The sequence below is a fragment of the Pseudoalteromonas luteoviolacea genome (assembly GCF_021654285.1).
Classification (GTDB): Bacteria; Pseudomonadota; Gammaproteobacteria; order Enterobacterales; family Alteromonadaceae; genus Pseudoalteromonas; species Pseudoalteromonas luteoviolacea_J.
The window spans coordinates 58,621-74,324 of record NZ_JAKFZS010000020.1; the positions used below are offsets into that span (position 1 = coordinate 58,621).

A 15,704-nucleotide genomic window follows, 5' to 3' on the forward strand; every position below is an offset into this window, starting at 1 on the left:
GCCTCTCATTAACCTGCGATATATTGCTGAAGTTGCATGCGTGTAGGTTCGTGTTCAAGCAAACCTGACGCATTAAAAAAGCGACGAATATTAGCTATCATTGGATGCTGACTAGTAATAGGATAGCTGCCCACCAAATTATCCATCACACGTTTTTGCACCACTTGAGGCAAGTTCAATTGCGCTATTAATGCCGTATCAAACTCTTTTTGAATTTCATTTGTCAGATATTCAGCTAAAAACTTAGGAATTGCTTCTCCGATCGCTATACGTGTCGCCTCGTCTACTTCTTGCCAATAAATCTTCACTAGCTCGATCCAAAAGCGAGAATGACGACCCTCGTCAGCTAAATGATCTGCCATGATCCCTTTAATGGATCGTTTAACCGATTTATCACTGGCAAACGCTGCTACATCTGACGTCACTGTATTTTCTGAAATAGCCACTGCAATCAATTCCATACCGGCCTTATGCGCGGGATCACTGAGTGAGTGAACTGCGCGAGGGATCGCCCTGCTTAATTCTATTTCATCAAATGTTTGAAAGGGTTTTATGCCCGTTTGTAATTCCAGCTGGTTTTGAAAGTCCATCGCGACAAAAGCATGATAATCTTCGTCTATAACCACTGACATCGCGTCATATTTGGCATCAAATGAAAACTCAAATGGAAATCGGCCTTTGGCAATATCTAGCGCTGTTTTATTTACGATTTCAGTTTCAAAAATCACGATGTCATTAATATATTTATACAAACTCTGAAGCAAAATTTGATCTCGTACCTCATCACCTAACTTGGCGATGATGGGATCAAAACATAGCGGCTGTCGCTCTTGCGGATAAAATGATAACTCATCATCCTCGATCATCCGCCTTGGTCTAGTTCGGATCGTAGCTCTTTGTTCCCAGGTCTGGGCGTGGGTTTGGTAACTCATTTCATTTCCTTTTGATTCAATCTGTAAATGTATTAATTGTTATTTGTTGTAATAATGAACTTCGAGCAGTATGCAACCGCTGTTACTACTGAATGGACCATGAAAAGTTCCTGCGGGACGAGTAAAATAGTGGCCCTGCTGATATGCCTGCAATGGCTGTAATTCCCCCTCATCCAGCAAAATTTGATCTCCTTGCACTAAATACACTTCTTCATGGTAATCGTGTATAAATTTAACCTGTGTTTTCGCCCCCGGAGCAAAACGTACAAACCGCGTACGTATGCCCTTTTTATTGGTTTCATCTAGGGTGTCATTGACAACGATTTGCTCTATACCTGGATCAAACCCCTTTGGCTGCTCCCATTCTTGTTTGATAACATCCAGTATGCTTTCCATATTTTACCTGCTGTTTTAGTTAGTTAAGTTATTTAAGCAGATACAAATCTAAGCTGTTCAGTATCAAACCGACTATCGTGGATAAGATAGTTTGCTACCGCGTTTAAAATTGCTTGAATTGAGGCTCGACTCGTATCTGCATCGATTGCCACACCAAAATATTGCGTATGATCTGGCGCTTCACACTCCACATAAGTGACTGCTTTACTTTGTGTTTTATGACCTAAAGTGTGTTCAGAATAGTTTTTGATATTAATATTGATATTAAAATGTGTGCGCACCGCATTTATCAGTGCACTTAATAACCCGTTTCCACTGCCATTGAGTTGAATTTGTTGTCCGCCAAACAAGACATTGGCTTCTATTTGCTGGCCTGTGGTAAGCGGCTGGCTGGTATAGTTAATTAATGCCAATCTAGGTGTGGACACCACGCCATAGCTCTCTCTAAATAGCTGCCATATTTCTGCGAGAGTCATCTCAATTCCAGTTCGATCGGTGTAAGATTTCACTTGCTGGCTAAAATCAACTTGTAAAGTTCTAGGCAATTGCAAGCCATGGTTTTGCTCCAATAACCATGCTGCGCCACTTTTCCCAGACTGGCTGTTGACGCGTATCACTTCTTCATAATTACATCCCACATCTTTGGGATCCAATGGCAAATAGGGGATCTGCCAATATCCGCTGGCATCTTGCTCTCGTTGCGCAAACCCTTTTTTAATGGCATCTTGGTGTGAACCTGAAAATGCGGTAAAGACCAACTCGCCAGCATAAGGGTGGCGTGGATGCACAGGCAATCGATTGCAATACTCTGTCACCTCTACTGACTTTTTGATATCAGAGAAATCAAGCTGCGGTGCTACACCTTGGCTATATAAATTCAATGCCAAAGTCACCAGATCAACATTGCCAGTGCGCTCTCCATTGCCAAACAAACATCCTTCGACACGCTGTGCACCAGCAAGCAAAGCAAGCTCTGCAGAGGCAACGCCTGTACCCCTGTCGTTATGTGGGTGAACACTGATAGTGATATGACTTAAATCGCTAAATTGATTAATAAATAACTCAATTTGGTCGGCAAATACATTTGGCGTATTCACTTCAACCGTTGTCGGTAAATTAAGAATAAGTGGTCGTTGTTCGCTAGGTTGCCACACCTCTTTAACGGCTTCACATATCTCTAATGCGAAATCCAATTCAGTAAAGCAGAATGTCTCTGGCGAGTATTGTAAGCACCATTGGGTATCAGGTTGCTGCTCTGCTAATTCTTTAATTTTTGTCACACCCGCAACTGCCAGCTCAATGGTTTGGGCTTTACTTTTTTTGAATACCAGCTCTCTAAACACCGGTGCTGTGGCATTATATAAATGCACGATAGCCCTTGGTGCACCAGCTAATGACGCCATGGTTGTTTCAATGAGATCAACTCGCGATTGGGTGATCACTTGGATCCATACATCATTTGGGATCTTGTTTGACTCAATCAAGTGACGCACAAAATCAAAATCAGTCTGCGAAGCAGAGGGGAACGCAACTTCAATTTCCTTAAAGCCACAGCGCACCAAATGCTCAAAAAAGTGCAACTTTCGTTCCTGATCCATCGGCGTTGCCAATGCCTGATTACCATCTCTGAGATCCGTGGACAACCAGCGTGGAGGTTGTGTTAAACGGTTATCTGGCCAACGTCGATTCGGGTTTTTGACGATTGTTGCCGGGGCATATTTTGTCGCTGGATTATTGATCACTTGGCATCTCCTCTATGTTTAAGATGAGTGTAAACAATTCATGCGTTGGCGACTTCTGCAACTAGGACAGAAACATGCGCGAATGGGACACAGGATAAAAACCGCGCATGCTCTGATAATAAAAGCACTTTAATTCAGATGGTTAAGTGCAATCAAAGCGATATAAATAACGTAGTCACAGCTAAGCTCTGTTCACAAAATATGTATTTGCAACACGACGTGTTCGATGATTAAGAATGGAAAGTTAAAAAGGCAGAACTTGATGGTTAGTTTCAACAGATCAATAAAAAAGGGCCTCGCGGCCCTATAGAGTATAATGATTAAAGGAAATCAATCTTTACCAACGTCCTCGCACACCTAAAGTAAAGCGACGCTCGTAGATATTTTGTGCCATACGGTTATTCTTCCACTGTGCATATTGTGACTCATACTCTTCCGTTAAGTTACTGCCGGACATGTAGACCGTCAGGGAGTCATTGATATCGTAACTTGCTGACATATCGATATAGGTTGTTGGCTCAGTCCAAATGCCCACATTACCCATACCGCCGGGTGTCGAGACCGTATGCAGGCGCTTAGAGCGGTAGTTCGCCGCCAATCTAAATTGGAAACCATCTTGCTCATACCATAAAACAGCATTACCGGACTCTTTTGAGTTATCTTCTAATGGTAGGGCTTCTCCACCAAATCCAGTTTTACCACTCTCACTCTCTGAATACGTGTAGTTAAACGCGGCACCAAACCCGCTCCAAAACCCAGGCAAGAAGTCAAAGGCTTGCTGATAACTAAATTCAGCGCCTTCCATCGTGCCACCTGCACCATTAACCTGACCGTTTACCTTAACATTACGACGCGTCACCCCATCGCCATCTTCAGCAGGTATCTCCCATTGTGCTGATTCAATAAAGGACTCTAAATCAATTTTGAATAAGGCAACACTCATTAAGCCACTTGAAGAGAAATACCATTCCAATGTCACATCAGTATTGTCTGCACGCCATGGTTCAAGTTCTGGGTTACCCTGCATAGTGCCATCAGTGGCAATCAATAAGTCTGGGCTAACACCTTCTTCGGCAGCAATGTCATCCCCTGCGCGAGCACGACTAATACTCAATCCTCCTGCGATTGCGCCAAGATCCAAACGCGTCATGGTCTTACCCCATGATGTACGCAAAATCAGATCCTCTCTGAGGTTGAATGCAACATTCACCGCTGGTAAAAAATCATTGAACGAACGCTCTGTCACAATATCACCACCATCAGTTGCAACGGATCCCGGACAATTAGTACAGATAGACTCGCCATCAATATTTTGTAGAATATCCAACTCGGTTTTTATATATTGAAAACCAACATTTGCACGATAAAAATCATTGGAAAGATCTGCACTCCAGTAAACTGACTGAGTCATTTCCTCAACCGTATATGAGCTACCTGGTACACCGCCTTTGATATTACCCGCGTATAACGCATTTTGGGACGCGAAAGGATCATCAAGCTGGCGAGGATCTATAAAGTAATATTCATCCATAGACACAGGGCCAAAGTCACTGCTCTTCGATACCCAACCACTTGGTAAACCACTAAAGTATAGAGGATTATCTGCACTTATCGTGATATCACCTTTTTCCGTGTTAATTTCACCATTGCCATCTGTGTCAAATGCTGCCAAGCCTTGGTCTTTCCACATGACATTGACTACCTCGTCACCGACAGGGTTAGAAAATGGCGCAAGTAATACATATTGCTCGCGAGTAACATCACGCTGGCTTGCACGAATACCAAACGTCATTTTTTCTAAATGGCCAAAATCAAACAAATACTCGCCATCAAAACGTAAAATGTCTAAATTCGCATCTTCATCGTAGTTATTTTCGGAGTATGTCGAAACAATCGAATAGCGGTCTATATTTGATCCAAATACCTCTCCTTGCAATTGCTCCGGACCACGTAGAGAAGGATGTTTTCCGGCAAAATTTAGACGCATAGGGACAGGATCTGGACCATAGCCATTGGGGTTTACCGCAATTGCACCAGTCCCATCATTTCGCCTCAAACCATGAGCAAGACCATTGGTTATATAACCTTGCGCGACATTTTCTGTGTGACTGCGCGATGCCTCGGCAGTAATAAACCGTGCTTTACCCGAAAAGTTTCCATCTCCTTTGTACTCTAGTTCAAAGTTAAAGTTAGTCGATTCGCGTTTATTTGTATGACTCTCAGAGTGTGATACAACACGTGGAGAATGGAGCGTAATATCTTGCGCTGTATACAAATTATGACCATTATCTAACTTTCCGCGATTGATCGGATCGTGTTGCTCTTGCCAATCCCAATGACCATTCCATGCATTGTCAGCCGTAATCCCTTTCTGACGGTCCGCATCATCCATATCGGTGTAAAACACATCACTACTAAGTGTCCAATTATCATTTAATTGCGCTTGAAAACTGACTGTAGCACCTAAACGCTCACGTTCGGTAAAGCGATTCATAATGCCATAGTTTACATAAGTAAATTCGGCATCATCTGAGTCCCCATCCCCATTCATATCTTTTTGCGGACAATACCAACAGTCTGCTTTTTCGTGATTCTCATATGGCGCGTAAGCCCATTTGTCATTTAAAGTACCAAAGCGGTAATTGGCGAGGTTTGCCTCATCATATGAAACGGTCGCTAACACGGCAAAACGATCGCCGTTGTAGCCACCTGATACCATGAATTTAGGGTCAGTTTCTTCGGAGTATGAACCTGTTGATGCTTCAAGCAATGCTGCACCACTAAAACCATCTTCTAGATCGAATGGCTTACGTGTGATCAAATCGACCGTACCAGATATACCACCTGCTAAGGTATCGGCGGTTGGTGACTTCATCACATTCATTGCACCAACTAAGCTCGATGGTATGTCAGTAAAATCAGGCTGTACTTTAGTAATCGACCCCGCACTTAAAAATTGCTCACCATTGAGCAAGGTTGTGACTTGAGGCATGCCTCGCACATTAATCGTCGCACCTTCACCCGCGCTTCGGCGGATCTGAATGCCTGGTACACGCTGAAGTGAATCAGCAATGGTCACATCAGGTAACTTACCAATATCTTCAGCGGTAATTGAATCAACCACGCCATCGGCAAAGCGTTTGGTATTTAGACTTTTTTCGGTTGAGGCGCGAATGCCTCGTACTTCAATTACTTCAACTTGCTCCGCTTGCACGCCAGCATCTGCTGCCATAGCACCCAAAGGTAACATGCTGACTAACACAGCAAACGATACCTGTGACAATTTAAATGGAGATAAATTCTGTTTCATCATGATTCTCTCTGATCTATTTTTTATCTGTTTTTGAAAAAGAAAATTAGAGAAAACTCAATACTTAACACCAAGTAAGTACATTGACCTAGTCACTCGATAATGCGGAGCTACTGAAAAAATCACTTAGCTATAATGCTACTTAAAATTAACAACTCTAATTTAATTCATTACCTATTTGAGCAGCATGAGCTTCAAGATGTTTGCATTTTCTATCCCATACAGGTACAAATCTATCAATGAACAGCGCTGTCATCGCAAGAAACGCACCTTTTTAACGTATTTTCCCTGTAAAGGTAGGTTTTTTTAGGAAACCAAGTAAGTGAATAGATAAGTATTATTATCAAGTTGAAATGTATCACCACTTTGCGCCTAGGTGATGAAATATTTAAATATATGTAACAGTGAAATGAGGGGTAATGGATGTCACCAACATAATATTCCCTCATAACATGTGCTCGTTAAAATATTTTAATAACAATCAAATAATAAAATTAAGGATAATATTATGAGAGCGATGTGCGAAAAGATTATTCCCTCGACAAATTGTTCTTGGCGATATTGCTTATATCAGTTAAATGAAATCCCGTTTAACTGGCATTACCACCCTGAATACGAGGTTTGCCTGACTCTAAATAGCAAAGGGGTATGTCATATTGGTGATTACATCGCGCCTTTTTCTGATTACGACTTAGTTTTACTCGGGCCGGAATTACCCCATACTTGGCAATCCAAGCCTAACTTAGACGGCAGCATGCAAAAAGTATACGTTGCCCAGATCCCAGCACTATGGCTTGAGCAACAACTCAGACTAAATAAAGAGTTCGAAAGCCTCCATTCACTGCTTCATAAAGCAAAATGTGGCTTAAAGTTCAGTGCTCAATTAGCAAGGGCAACGGAGCAAATCTTTATCAAAATGGCCGATGCGAACCCGCTTGAACGCTATGTTTTATTGTTCAATATGCTTAATTTGATGGCCACCAGCGAATATAACACTTTATCAAGTATGGAGTTTAACTATGCCAATCAGCAAGATCCGGCAAAAGATAAGTTTGATAAGGTGATTAATTTTATCTACGAGAACTACACTGAGCAGCTCAATGCGGACTTATTAGCAGAGCAAGCACATATGAGTACAAATCACTTTCACCGCTTTTTTAAAAAGCGCACCGAAAAAACAGTCACGGAATTCATTAATCAATTACGCATTGCCAAAGCCTGCAAATTATTGATTAATTCGAAAGCACCTATTACCGTGATCAGCGACCAATGCGGGTTTAACAATTTGTCTAATTTTAATCGCCGTTTTCTCGCGATAAAAGCCTGTACACCAAGCCAATTTCGTTCGCGTATTCAACACAAGGCATTGTTGTGATGGCACAAAAGTCTCAGTTTTATATGACTTCTATGGTTGCCACAGTTCAGGGTTAATTCAGCATATTTAATATACTTTTCGCACAAAATAATAATAGAACTAAGGAAAATTATGCGATTACCATGGCCGTCGTTACTCATTTCAGGGGGGTTACTGTTTGCGACCAATAATGCCATCGCCATTGAAGGGTGTAAAAAAAACGAGCAATGCACCATGGTTGTGTACAGTGAGCAATCTGATAAATGGCAAGTTATAAACAAATCCCGCGCTGAGCGTGCATTTAGCCCCTTTTCAACCTATAAAATCCCCAATACACTCATTTTACTTGAGCAAAATAAGATAGATACCAAAACCACATATCAAGTTAATACCAATGTATACTCTCCTGAAAAATGGTGGCCAAAGGCATGGCATCAAGAAAAGATCGTGCTAAAAGAGGCATTCAGCTATTCTGTGCTGCCACTTTATCAAGATTGGACGAATACCCTAAGTAAGCCTGAAATTAAAACTTACTTATCTCAATTTGACTATGGAAACCAAGACATCAATGGGCCCTTAGGTGGCTTTTGGCTCAACTCCAGCCTACAGGTTTCAGCATTTGAGCAGGTTGAGTTTTTACGCCGTCTAGATACTAAATCCTTAGGGTTAAGCGAACAAACTTATCAAACCTTTGAGTCTATTTTTTTGCAAGAAAGTCGCCCTGACTATCAACTATATGCAAAAACAGGAACAGGCCCGATTGCTCGAAAGACCTATATTGGCTGGTATGTAGGTAAAATCAAAAACGCACAAGGCACGCACTACTTTGCCTTTAACATGCATGCACCAACGTTCAATGACATGGTGAAAAGACGTGTAGATAAAGCGCGCGCAACACTCAAGCAAATTGGCATTTTGTAATATGCCACGGTGAATAAACCTAAAAAAAGAGGTAACTTAGTTACCTCTTTTTTAATTTAAGCTAATTTCCTAAGTAGGCCTTGCGTGTTTTGCCGCATCGTACTGGCCACCATAAAATAGCCGATAACAGCAACAAATAGCGCCCCCGAGGATGGGCCTAAAACCCACACATATGGGTGTAATTTACCTTCTACCTCAAATAGCTCACGCTGTATTATTAGCAAAGTGACATCACTCACTAAGGCCGCGACAAACCCAGCTAATGCCCCAAGCAATAAGAACTCGTACAAGGTCGCCAATTTAATTAACCGACCTCTGGCGCCTAGGGTACGCAAAATCACAATTTCCTGCATTCGCTCAGCAAGGCTAGCCTGAACTTGAGAGATCAGCACCAAAGCGCCGCTGGTCAGTACGATGGCAAGAACAAAACTAATCGCTAAAGAGACTTGAGCAATCATTGACTGCGCTTGCTCCAAACGGCTTTTTATATCAATCATACTGACCGTTGGATGATCTCGTAATAACTGACTGACCGTTTTTTCATCGCCCTCAGAGAATTGTGCTGCAGTGAAGTAGGTCACTGGGAACTTGCCTGCTACCTTGGGATTAAATATCATCACAAAATTTGGTTTTAATGACCCCCAATCGACACTGCGCAAGCTCGTAACATTGGCTTCAAAGCTCTGTTCATTAACCAAAAAGGTGAGCCGATCACCTATCTTTATATTCATGCCCTCAGCCATGCCTTTTGAGATAGAGACTTCAAGCTCTTCACTGTTCGGGTCAAACCAAGTGCCCTCAATGACTTCATTGCCTTCTGGCAGCTTTGTCATCCATGTTAAATTTAACTCTCGGCCGGCGCCTTCTGCTGCATCTTCATCCTGCTCTTCGCCCTCTTGCTTAGACGCTGTACGTGCAAACTTTTCACCGTTAAGGGCATTGGCTCGGCCACGGAATACGGGATAAAAGTCAGCATGAGAAATATTGTTTTGCACAAAAAAGGATTCAATACTTGTGACCTCAGACTCGCTGATATTAATCAAAAACGCATTGGGCGCGTCTTCAGGTACTTGCATCTGCCAATCGGAGATCAAATCATTTTTTAATACAAACAAAAACAACATGAGTTTAATAGCCAGCGCGAAACTGATTAATTGAACCGCATTGGCATTGGCACGCTTTTGCAAGGTTGCAATCGCCAGTGACCAACTACTTCCTGGGCTTAAGCCCAATTTCCTGCCAGCACTAAACAGTAACCTTGAAACTCCAAACAGAACTAACATCAAAATAGCAGTGCCGCCAAATAACAATAATGTTGTTTTTAATTCACCACTAAAGAACCACATGAGCACAAAAATAGTCGAGACAGATAAAGCCATATGCACTCGGCTCACTGCCAATTTATCACCTAAATTACGGCGTAATACGCGCAGCGGCGGAATATCAAATAAGTCTAACAATGGCTTCAACGAAAACATCAATGCGCAAACAACGCCTATGGTGATAGACAAAAGCCATGGTTTAAAACCTGCTTGTGGCAGCTGTGTATCCATAAAGTTTGCGAGATAATCAGTTGCAACCGCTTGCAACACATAGCCAATTGCGAGCCCAATAGCGACCGAGAACATGGTCACCATACACAGATGTAACAGGAAGATATTGCGGATCGTCGTACGGCTTCCGCCAAGTGTTTTCATCATAGCAACCGGATCATACTGGCGTTCACAATAACGCTTTGCAGACACTGCCATCGCCACCGCAGCGAGCATGATCCCAAATAAGCCCGCCAGTAGTAAAAAGCGCTCTGAACGCTCTAAGTTTTCACCAAGCGGTGATTGACGGTCTTTGATCCCTTGCCATCTCTGATTATCTCGCATTTGCGGCTTTAACCAACCGTAGTAATCAGTGAGAACGGCTTCTTCACCAGCAAATAACAGGCGGTAAAACACGCGACTGCCAGGTTGTACCGCTTGAGTCGTGCCAATGTCTGTGTAGTTCAGCAATACGCGCTTGTTGCCAGCCAAAGAGAAAAATGGCGCATCAGGTTCATTCACCAAAATTTTACTGGCACGAAAAACCCCCGCGCCTATTTCAACTTCATCGCCAATAGCCAGCCCTAAACTATAAAATAAACCTTCACTGAGCCAAACTTCTCCCCGTTGAGGGACACCTTGCACCTCATAATCAGCTTGCTCAAAGCCATCTTTCAGTGTGACTACACCTCTTAGCGGATACCCCTCAGATACAGCTTTGATTGACCCCAGTACAAGTTCATCATTGGCAAATAGCATAGAGTCAAAAAACATCTGTCGCGCAGTTTGCAAACCTAGCTTTTGTGCTTCTACGATAAACGCGTCATCCAGAGGATGGTTGCTCGCCAGCCGTCTGTCAGCTGCAATAAAATCTGCCGACTTCTGTTCAATATTCAGGCGAATACGTTCGGTGACTGATGACAGGCTAAACACAGTTAACACCGCCAACGCGATCGCGGCGAATATAATCGTTAACTCCCCTCGGCGCAGTTCCCTTGAAAATAAAGTAAGTGCTAACTTAAACCACATGAACTGTTGCTCCTTCCCCTTCACGGATCTTTTCGAGTTGCCCAGCTTCAATGTGAATGATACGGTCGCACTGCTGCGCAAGCGCTTCATCATGCGTCACTAATATCAATGTTGTCCCATTTTGCTTGTTGAGATCAAACAACAACTTTTCGATTAAATGCCCGTTTTTGCTATCAAGATTCGCGGATGGCTCATCAGCAAATAAAATTTTTGGTGAGCCGATAAATGCACGAGCAATGGCCACACGTTGTTGCTCACCGCCAGATAATTGAGATGGATAGTGGCTCACTCGATGCGACAGGCCCACTTTTTCCAGCAATTCACTGGCTTGCTGTTTAGCACCTTTGTCTCCTGCCAGCTCAGCAGGTAACATTACATTTTCAAGCGCTGTTAAGCTTTGCACTAGCATGAATGACTGAAAGACAAAGCCAACTTTCTCTGCTCTCAAACGCGCTCTTTCTTCTTCGTCTAGTTTGTGTAACGCTGCACCATCGAGAAAAACTTCACCTGCAGAGCCGGTATCCAAACCTGCAAGTAAGCTAAGTAGTGTTGATTTACCAGAACCTGACGTACCAACGATTGCAACAGACTCACCAGACTTGACAGTGAAATTGATATCGCTAAGGATATCTAAGTCACCCTCAAAGGTACTGACTGTTTTGTTAAGCCCTTTGACCTGAATAACATTTAACTGAGAAAGTACTGACATGATTCGAATTTTCCTAAAACTTGTGCTATTCCTCGCCTGTCTAACTCAGCCTATTATGGCGTTTGCAAGCGAAACTAAAATTATGATCATAGGTGATAGCTTAAGTGCGGGTTACGGACTTAAACAAGACCAAGACTGGGTTAATTTGTTACAAAATAAGTACGTTGAAAAGAAAAAATCGATCTTATTGATCAATATGAGCGTATCTGGACAAACAACCGACAATGCACTGCTCAACATTGATGCTCAACTCAAAGCACACCAACCCAGCCATGTATTGATTGAATTAGGTGGCAATGATGGTATTCGAGGCTTTCCGATCAAGCTTATTCGTAAACACCTGACGCAATTAGTCACTAAGAGCCAACAAAGCGGCGCAAAGGTCGCGTTAATGGAAATTCAGATCCCACCAAACTTAGGCCCAAGATATACCAAAATGTTTACTGGCAATTACCAAAAAGTCGCCGAAAAGACAGGCGCCTATTTAATGGATTATTTTATGGTACCTGTCGCTGTCGATAAAACCTTAATGCAAAATGATAACTTACACCCCAATGAGAAAGCACAGCCGATGATTAGAGACTTTATGGAAGAACAAGTTGATTCTTGGTTAAGCAAGTCATAACAGCCTGAAGTTAAAAATTGAATTATTCAAAGTACCCAAAGTAGTTTTTGGGTACTTTGAAAATTTAAATCTCGTAATAACACACCAGCGAAAACCAATCGTGACTACCGCTGCATATCCACTGATAAAAACGGCACCTGAATTTACATCAATCAGCTCATCAATAAGATGACTGTGCTCTCACGAACTGAAATTTGAGCTAAGCCCTAGTAGGCTTTAATTTGTTATGTAAGTCAGGTGGAAAGCTGTTCCCTGAGGGGTGCTCTCAAGTGATAGATCAATATCCAGTCTTTGACACAGTCTAAAGACGATGGATAATCCCATTCCAAGCCCAGCGCTTGACTCTCCTTTTATCCCAGATTCAAATATTCGACCTAGGATTTCATCAGGGATCCCTTGGCCCGTATCGATGATACTCAATGTATTGTTTGCAAAACTCACTGTAACTGTACCAGTTTCCACATGAGAAAAAGCATTACCGATTAAGTTACTTAATATTAAGCTCAATGCACTTTCACTTAACGAAACTGTCGCACAAGCTGATATATTAACCTCAACAGAAATATCTTTATCCGCTATTTTAGACACTTGTTGTAAAATACAACTTTCGACGATTGGTAACAGCTTAACATCTGATTGCTTGATGGTTTCTTCTCTGGCTAAAGCCAGCAGAATTTCAACGCTTTGTGTCATTTGGGATTGCGCAATGGCAGCACGCTCCACTAACTCCTGCTGCTTCTCTGTTAGTGCCTCTTGTTTTAGTAAGGTTAGTGCACCTTGCGTCACTGCAATAGGTGTACGCAACTCATGTGACGCATCTCGTGTAAATGCCTGCTCTCTTTCAATAAAGTCCCGGATACGGTCAAGTGCTTTCTCTAACGTGCGTGCAAAGCCGCCAATTTCATCTTTAACGAATTGATCAGAAAAGTTTTGAGGTAACTTTTCAACGGGCGCTTCTGCGACAATATCAACTAATTTATCCAGAGGTTTCAAGAGTTTTTTTGCCATCGCCAATGACAAATACGCCAGTATAATGGCTACAAGTAACACAATGCCCAATGCAACGAGCATAAAGTTAAACATGCCAAGCTTAAGTTTTCTAACGACGAGCTGCTCACTCACTTCCGCCAATAATAGTCCTTGATCTAGCAACATCAGATGATAATGTAGGTCTCCTTGCGACGAGAACTCTCTTGCATTAGGCGATTCTTGCAAGGTATTTTGAATAAACTGTGGAAGTTGCTGCTTGTTTTCTAAATACTCAATAAATTCCAACCGAGGTACTGGGGTATTACCCAAGCTAAGCTGCTGAGAAACATAGCTAGCTTCATCTTTAAGGATGACATTAAAGAGGTGGTCTTCTATTGTGTATGCAAATAAAAAGCACACAACCCCAAACAAAATACTGATAAAGAGTGAAATTCCTACAAAGTAGGCAATGATACGAGTACGTAATTGACGAGCTTTCATAGGGTCACGCTATGTCTAGTGCCAAACCGACACTATGAATTGTTTTTATCAAGGCTTTTTCAAATGGCTTATCTATGGCTTTTCTCAACTGATAAACATGAGAACGCAGGGCATCGGAATCTGTCGGTTCATCTCCCCATATTTTACCGCAGAGCTCGCTTCGACTAAGTGGTCTTGGATAATGTTCCATTAATAACTGAAGAATTTTCAGCGGAATAGGCTGCAGTACAACCTGTTGTCCGGCACGTTTTACCTGCTGAGTCTGTGTATTAAGGCTAATATCGCCTAGTTGCAGAGTTTTATCACAGTTAAGTAAATGACGTTTAGCCAGAGCGAGGCACCTCACAAACAGCTCCTCAAGTGCAAATGGCTTAGTCAGATAATCATCAGCTCCCGTATTAAACCCCGCCAACTTATCGTCCAAAGCGTCGCGCGCCGTCAACATAATAATCGGAATATGTCGATTTGCTTTAGCTCGCAGAGTTTGACACACAGCTAGTCCATCTAATTCAGGCAACATAATATCTAAAACAACACAGTCATAATAGTGGTTAAGCGCTAGATCTACGCCCTGTTTACCATCATACGCAAAATCTAGTATCAGGCCATGAGGCTCAAAATATTCTGCAATATTACGACTGATCTCTAAGTTGTCTTCTATCACTAATACTTTGAATTGCATATTCATTTTATTCTGTGCTGACTGTTTATCCATAGTAGTTCCATCTCTGCACGATGTGTGCACAGCTTAACATGGCGCAGCGTGAAATGAATGTGAAATGACGAAACGCTTGGTAAAAATACAGCGCACAGCTGTAATGAGGTTTTTACCAAGCTTGATTAATTTTAGGTCAACCTTAGGGCTCTGTTCACCTAAGTTATGAGTGCGTAATTACATCACTCATTTTTTTAAGCACGAAAAATGAATATTTTTATACTTATTATTATGTTGAAGAGCTGATAGCTCCATGTTCATTGGGTTATGTGCTCGCTTACGTTAATTTTCCTTTTCTCATTGGGGACTGGCTAAACAGTCGTGACAGCCACTGTAATAGGCTGGGACGAGGATCTAGTTTTACAGTTAAATTAAAACTATACCCTTTTTTGTAGTGAGTTCTGATTACTTCACCTTCTAAATTATGCTTTGAAATACTACGACGAAGCTCTGAAACGGCGCGATTGATCGCGTTGTTATCAACGTACTCTTGTTGCCAGATTTCTCGACACAATTCATCGCGGCTAATCACGCGATCTCTGTGCTGAATAAAGTAAACTAACAAGTCGTAGATCAGGGGCTCAACTTTAACCCTTTCACCGCAGAATGTTAACGAACGTTTCCTTTTATTCAGTGCATAATGACCAAATACCGCAAAGGTAAAGTCAGTATTTTCTTTATCACTTAAATTCATGATCAACAATATACTTCCTTTATATATGACTTTAAAAGCACCTTTATTTTATCGTTCAAATCAGTATATTGGAATGAATTACATCATAATTTTACATGACTTTTGTTAATAGAAACTTATTACCCAATTGAGTACAAAAGAAACAAAAAAGCTTCAATGTACACCTTGGATAAACAAAATCTATACAAAAAAAACACATATGAGAACAAAAAACCTACGCTTTATTTTATTAAATTGCAGTTTATTCCGGTATTCATGACAGTCAATTATTTAGC

Annotated in this window: 12 protein-coding genes; 3 read left to right on the top strand and 9 right to left on the bottom strand. The window is 41.9% G+C overall.

Annotation, left to right across the window (positions count from 1 at the left end):
* Positions 1-8: 8 nt before the first annotated feature.
* The 4 genes from L1077_RS18210 to L1077_RS18225 all read right to left on the bottom strand — a co-directional run bounded on the left by L1077_RS18210 (position 9) and on the right by L1077_RS18225 (position 6,383).
* The gene (locus L1077_RS18210; RefSeq protein WP_237138367.1) at positions 9-932 is read right to left on the bottom strand and encodes a diiron oxygenase; all 924 of its coding nucleotides are present in this window, start codon (positions 930-932) and stop codon (positions 9-11) included.
* Positions 933-971: 39 nt separating this feature from the next.
* Positions 972-1,328, bottom strand: a complete 357-nt coding sequence (locus tag L1077_RS18215) for a cupin domain-containing protein (RefSeq protein WP_063364404.1) — start codon at positions 1,326-1,328, stop codon at positions 972-974.
* A 32-nt stretch (positions 1,329-1,360) separates the two neighbouring features.
* Complete coding sequence (gene leuA, locus L1077_RS18220) at positions 1,361-3,070, bottom strand: 2-isopropylmalate synthase (RefSeq protein WP_237138368.1); 1,710 nt, start codon at positions 3,068-3,070, stop codon at positions 1,361-1,363.
* Positions 3,071-3,407: 337 nt separating this feature from the next.
* A complete protein-coding gene (locus tag L1077_RS18225; protein WP_237138369.1) occupies positions 3,408-6,383 on the bottom strand; it encodes a TonB-dependent receptor in 2,976 nt (991 codons plus the stop codon).
* Positions 6,384-6,888: 505 nt separating this feature from the next.
* On the opposite strand from L1077_RS18225, the gene L1077_RS18230 reads away from it, so the two are divergent.
* Together L1077_RS18230 and L1077_RS18235 are read left to right on the top strand one after the other, a co-directional pair.
* Positions 6,889-7,755 (top strand): AraC family transcriptional regulator, encoded by an 867-nt coding sequence (locus tag L1077_RS18230; protein ID WP_237138370.1) that lies wholly within the window; start codon positions 6,889-6,891, stop codon positions 7,753-7,755.
* Positions 7,756-7,866: 111 nt separating this feature from the next.
* Positions 7,867-8,655 (top strand): penicillin-binding transpeptidase domain-containing protein, encoded by a 789-nt coding sequence (locus L1077_RS18235; RefSeq protein WP_237138371.1) that lies wholly within the window; start codon positions 7,867-7,869, stop codon positions 8,653-8,655.
* A 56-nt stretch (positions 8,656-8,711) separates the two neighbouring features.
* On the opposite strand, the gene L1077_RS18240 is transcribed toward L1077_RS18235, so the two are convergent.
* Together L1077_RS18240 and L1077_RS18245 are read right to left on the bottom strand one after the other, a co-directional pair.
* The gene (locus L1077_RS18240; protein ID WP_237138372.1) at positions 8,712-11,216 is read right to left on the bottom strand and encodes an ABC transporter permease; all 2,505 of its coding nucleotides are present in this window, start codon (positions 11,214-11,216) and stop codon (positions 8,712-8,714) included.
* Positions 11,206-11,925 (bottom strand): ABC transporter ATP-binding protein, encoded by a 720-nt coding sequence (locus L1077_RS18245; RefSeq protein WP_063364409.1) that lies wholly within the window; start codon positions 11,923-11,925, stop codon positions 11,206-11,208. Before L1077_RS18245 ends, L1077_RS18240 begins: the two co-directional genes overlap by 11 nt.
* Here L1077_RS18245 and L1077_RS18250 point away from each other — a divergent pair.
* Positions 11,924-12,550 carry an arylesterase gene (locus L1077_RS18250; protein ID WP_237138373.1) on the top strand — a complete coding sequence of 209 codons (627 nt, stop codon included), beginning with the start codon at positions 11,924-11,926 and terminating at the stop codon, positions 12,548-12,550. The two genes, L1077_RS18245 and L1077_RS18250, sit on opposite strands and share 2 nt — an antisense overlap.
* Before the next feature lie 216 nt (positions 12,551-12,766).
* On the opposite strand, the gene L1077_RS18255 is transcribed toward L1077_RS18250, so the two are convergent.
* From L1077_RS18255 to L1077_RS18265, 3 genes are all read right to left on the bottom strand, one after another.
* Entirely contained in the window at positions 12,767-14,020 is a 1,254-nt protein-coding gene (locus L1077_RS18255) for a sensor histidine kinase (protein WP_237138374.1), read from the bottom strand.
* A gap of 4 nt (positions 14,021-14,024) precedes the next feature.
* A complete protein-coding gene (locus L1077_RS18260) occupies positions 14,025-14,735 on the bottom strand; it encodes a response regulator transcription factor (protein WP_237138375.1) in 711 nt (236 codons plus the stop codon).
* Between the two features lie 277 nt (positions 14,736-15,012).
* The gene (locus tag L1077_RS18265) at positions 15,013-15,429 is read right to left on the bottom strand and encodes a winged helix-turn-helix domain-containing protein (RefSeq protein ID WP_237138414.1); all 417 of its coding nucleotides are present in this window, start codon (positions 15,427-15,429) and stop codon (positions 15,013-15,015) included.
* Between the last annotated feature and the right edge of the window lie 275 nt (positions 15,430-15,704).

Bases quoted from the DNA above. Each gene is read 5' to 3' on its own strand.
- L1077_RS18255 (WP_237138374.1), bottom strand. From the start codon at position 14,020: ATGAAAGCTCGTCAATTACGTACTCGTATCATTGCCTACTTTGTAGGA.
- L1077_RS18265 (WP_237138414.1), bottom strand. From the start codon at position 15,429: ATGAATTTAAGTGATAAAGAAAATACTGACTTTACCTTTGCGGTATTT.
- L1077_RS18225 (WP_237138369.1), bottom strand. From the start codon at position 6,383: ATGATGAAACAGAATTTATCTCCATTTAAATTGTCACAGGTATCGTTT.
- L1077_RS18245 (WP_063364409.1), bottom strand. From the start codon at position 11,925: ATGTCAGTACTTTCTCAGTTAAATGTTATTCAGGTCAAAGGGCTTAAC.
- L1077_RS18210 (WP_237138367.1), bottom strand. From the start codon at position 932: ATGAGTTACCAAACCCACGCCCAGACCTGGGAACAAAGAGCTACGATC.
- L1077_RS18230 (WP_237138370.1), top strand. From the start codon at position 6,889: ATGAGAGCGATGTGCGAAAAGATTATTCCCTCGACAAATTGTTCTTGG.
- L1077_RS18235 (WP_237138371.1), top strand. From the start codon at position 7,867: ATGCGATTACCATGGCCGTCGTTACTCATTTCAGGGGGGTTACTGTTT.
- L1077_RS18240 (WP_237138372.1), bottom strand. From the start codon at position 11,216: ATGTGGTTTAAGTTAGCACTTACTTTATTTTCAAGGGAACTGCGCCGA.
- L1077_RS18260 (WP_237138375.1), bottom strand. From the start codon at position 14,735: ATGGATAAACAGTCAGCACAGAATAAAATGAATATGCAATTCAAAGTA.
- L1077_RS18250 (WP_237138373.1), top strand. From the start codon at position 11,924: ATGATTCGAATTTTCCTAAAACTTGTGCTATTCCTCGCCTGTCTAACT.
- L1077_RS18215 (WP_063364404.1), bottom strand. From the start codon at position 1,328: ATGGAAAGCATACTGGATGTTATCAAACAAGAATGGGAGCAGCCAAAG.